Here is a 3,492-nt window from a genome sequence, read left to right on the forward strand (position 1 = left end):
GATCAGGACCCTTGTTCGATCGACAACCCTGCTGATCGGTAAGCGGATACCTTCTCAGACCAAGGGAAGTTTCACCCGCCAGCTCACCGCGGGCATGGTGCACCACCAGCACGAGCTGGCTCAGCTGATCGCCACCAGCGCCCTCGTCACCGACGGACTGCTGGACCCCGTCCCGGCCCTGGACACCCTCGCCGGTATCGGCGGCCACCAGGCCCCCGCCCTGTACGACCTGCAACGCCTGGTGATGGCCTGCCAGTGGCTCGCCGCATGCCAGCACACCGGCGCCGGGCTGGAGCCGGCATGCTGAGCGTCCCCGGTCACGTGCACTGGGCCCACCTGGAGGACGGCACGGCCGTGCTGGACCTGCACACCGGCCAGTGGCACCTGTTCACCGGCGCCGGCGCCCGCATCTGGGACGCGATCACCCAGCACGGCGACGTCGAGGGCCTGTCCGAACAGCTCGCCATCCCGGCGGGCCACGACCCGGCCACCGACCGCGACGCTGACCGCGACGCCGTCGCTACCTACGTCCGACGCCTCCAGACCATGGGACTGCTCACCCCAGCGGACCCGCCCGCCCGTACACGCCGGTGGTGGCGACGATGACGGACATGATCCACGCCCCCACCCGGCCTCCCTGGACCCGGCGCCTCCCGGCGTACCTGGCGATGTGCGCAGCCCTGTGTCTCAAGGCGCTGCCCGAAGGACGGCGGATGCGCGCCCGCATCGCCCTCACCCGCTGCACACTCCCGCTCCCTCCCGCCGACCCCGCCCGCGTCCAGCAGCTGTACGAGGCGGTCCTGGCGTGCCAGCCGCCGTGGTGGCGCGGACAGATCGACTGCAAGGAGCGGGCCCTGGCCACCGTGCTGGCCTGTGCCCTGACCGGCCGGCGCTGCCGCCTCGTCCTCGGCGCCCGCACCCTGCCCGCCGCCTTCCACGCCTGGGTCGCCACCACCGACGGCACCCAGATCGGGAACGAGGAAGCCGGCGGGCGTGACCATCCGTGGACAGCCGTTTTCACCACCTCGTAAAAGCCGCTGGGGTGGGCGGCCCAAGCCTCCCCCGCCCAACTCAGCATTCACCCACGTGAGTGAATTGAAGTGCCGCGAAGTTGACTCCTAGGGTGCGTGAACTGCCCTGACGTGCCACAGGCCTCCGAATCCCGGTTGAGGACCCACACGCGTCTGCCTGCCAATGGGCCGGGTGACGACCTCCCCGACCACGACGACGAGCCCAGCTCCCCACGGCGGCACCCCGGCCGCGGCCTCTGCCGAGGCCGGGCCCCCTGGGCCGCCTCCCGTGATGCGCCTGCAGGAGGACGCTCACGCCGAGAATGCCCGCATCAGCACCCGGGCCATCGCCGCCCGTCTGCCCGCCGCCCTCTACCGGGCCGGACAGCTCGGCTGGCGCGCCGACCGGCGTACCGTCCTCGTCCTGGCCCTGTGCACCCTGGCCTTCGCGGCGCTGACCGCCGTCTCCCTGCACGCCACCGCCGCTCTCCTGGCCGCGATCCTCGCCGACGGCAGCGCCGCGCACCGCCTTCACCAGGCGCTGCCGGTGCTGGTCCTGGTCACCGTCACCGCGGGCGGCAGCTACCTGGCCGATGCCGGCGCCCGGCTGGCCGCGGAGATCCTCGCGCCGAAGGTCAACCGGGAGGCGGACCTCGCCGTCATCACCGCCAGCGTCAACGCCGAGCTCGGCGCCTACGAGAACCCTGTCTTCGAGGACGGACGCTTCGCGGCGACCAAGGGCGCGGAGAAGATGCCCGACCTGATCTCCGGCGCCCAGTCCCTGATCTCCTCGAGTGCGCAACTGCTCGCCGCAGTGGCCGTCGTCGCCACCCTCAACGTCATGCTGCTGCCGCTGCTGCTCCTGGCGGTCTTCCCCCGCGTGTGGGGGGCGGTGCGCGCCGCCCGACTCGACCACGAGGCCACCCACCGCAATGTCGCCGACACCCGCCTGCGCCGGGTCCTGGCCCAGTACACCACCGACCGGGGCACCGCCGCCGAACTGCGCTCCAACACCATGGGCACCTTCCTCGTCGAGCAGTACCGCATCATCTCCGGCCGCCTGGAGCAGGAGCAGCGCCTCGCCTCCCGGCGCGCCGCTCTCATCCAGGGGGCCGGGGATCTGCTCGCCGCCGTAGCCCAGGCCGCGGTGTGGACGGGCATCCTCTATCTCACCCTCACCGGGCGCATGCCGGTCGCCGTCGCCGCCACCACCTACCTCGTGGTCCGCACCGCCAACGCCGCCCTGGCCGACAGCGTCCGCACCTCAGCCCGCCTGTTCGCCACCAGCCTCTACGTGGCCGACTGGTCCCGCTTCCTCGACGGCGCCAGCACCTGGACCATGCGCCGCGGCACCACCACCGTCCCCGTCACGGGCCCGGGCGAGATCCAGGCAAAGGGGCTGACCTTCACCTACCCCGGCAAAACCACTCCCGCCGTGCGCGGGATCGACCTCACCATCCGGCGCGGCGAGGTCATCGCCCTGATCGGAGAAAACGGCTCCGGCAAGACCACCCTGGCCAAACTCCTCACCGGCCTCTACCTCCCGGCCTCCGGAGAAGTCACCTGGGACGGCCAGGACCTGGCCCACCTCGACCCCGCGAGCGTGTGGCGGACCTGCGCCGTGGTGCCGCAGGACTACACCCGCTGGCCCCTGGCCGCCCGCGAGAACATCACCCTCGGCCAGCCCCGCCCCGAAGGCGACCACGCCGTGCACACCGCCGCCGAACAAGCCGGCGCCGACACCGTCCTCAACGCCCTGCCCGACGGGCTGGACACCTCCCTGGCCCGCTCCTGGTGGGGCGGGCACGACCTCTCCGGCGGCCAGTGGCAGCGCATCGCCATCGCCCGCGCCTTCCACCGCGACGCCCCCGTCATCGTCCTGGACGAACCCACCTCCGCCCTCGACGCCCGCGCCGAGCACCGGATCCTCTCCCGGCTCAGGGAACTCGCAGCAGGCCGCACCGCCCTGTTCATCACCCACCGCCTCGCCAACGCCCGCACCGCCGACCGCATCATCGTCCTGCGCGACGGAACCGTCGCCGAAACCGGCACCTACCCTGAGCTCCTCGCCCGCGACGGCGGACTCTTCAACGAACTCCACCGACTCCAGGAAGGCCAGGAAGCTGTTCCTCCCGCCGCTGTAGGATCCGCGATTTCGTTGACAACGAAGGCCGACCGTTGACAACGGACTAGCAAATCCGCGCCTCCGTTAGCAATGGATCTCCTGACCTGCGCGTTCGTCAGACCGACAGCCGTGAATTCGGGCTTCGCCGACGCCGCGGTGCTCGTGATCGACCGTTCGAGCCAGTGCTAACCGACCGCGGACTCCGACGTTTCCGCAGGACACGCTGCTAGCGAAGTTGCGGACCCTCCAGCCGCATCCGGAGCAGGGGCCGACGACCGGTAGGAGAGGCAGCCGTGGTCCCGGGGAGTATCACGAATGCGGTGTTCACCACTCGGTTGGAGTAGAGGTTTCTCGTTG

3 protein-coding genes and 1 pseudogene are annotated in these 3,492 nt (G+C 71.3%); all 4 read left to right on the plus strand.

Annotation, left to right across the window (positions count from 1 at the left end; all coding sequences use genetic code 11):
• A pseudogene (locus I5Q34_RS32750) lies at window positions 1–307 on the plus strand (hypothetical protein); the annotation flags it as partial.
• Entirely contained in the window at window positions 301–606 is a 306-nt protein-coding gene (locus I5Q34_RS32755) for a PqqD family protein (RefSeq protein WP_199896140.1), read from the plus strand. The pseudogene I5Q34_RS32750 and the gene I5Q34_RS32755, both read left to right, overlap by 7 nt.
• Before the next feature lie 5 nt (window positions 607–611).
• Window positions 612–1,031, plus strand: coding sequence for a lasso peptide biosynthesis B2 protein (locus I5Q34_RS32760; protein ID WP_234429888.1), 420 nt, complete (start codon window positions 612–614; stop codon window positions 1,029–1,031).
• Between the two features lie 271 nt (window positions 1,032–1,302).
• Window positions 1,303–3,192: an ABC transporter ATP-binding protein gene (locus tag I5Q34_RS35660; RefSeq protein WP_267912068.1), complete on the plus strand. Its 1,890-nt coding sequence runs from the start codon at window positions 1,303–1,305 to the stop codon at window positions 3,190–3,192.
• Window positions 3,193–3,492: the final 300 nt, after the last annotated feature.

Source organism: Streptomyces sp. AV19, assembly GCF_015999245.1.
GTDB lineage: Bacteria > Actinomycetota > Actinomycetes > Streptomycetales > Streptomycetaceae > Streptomyces.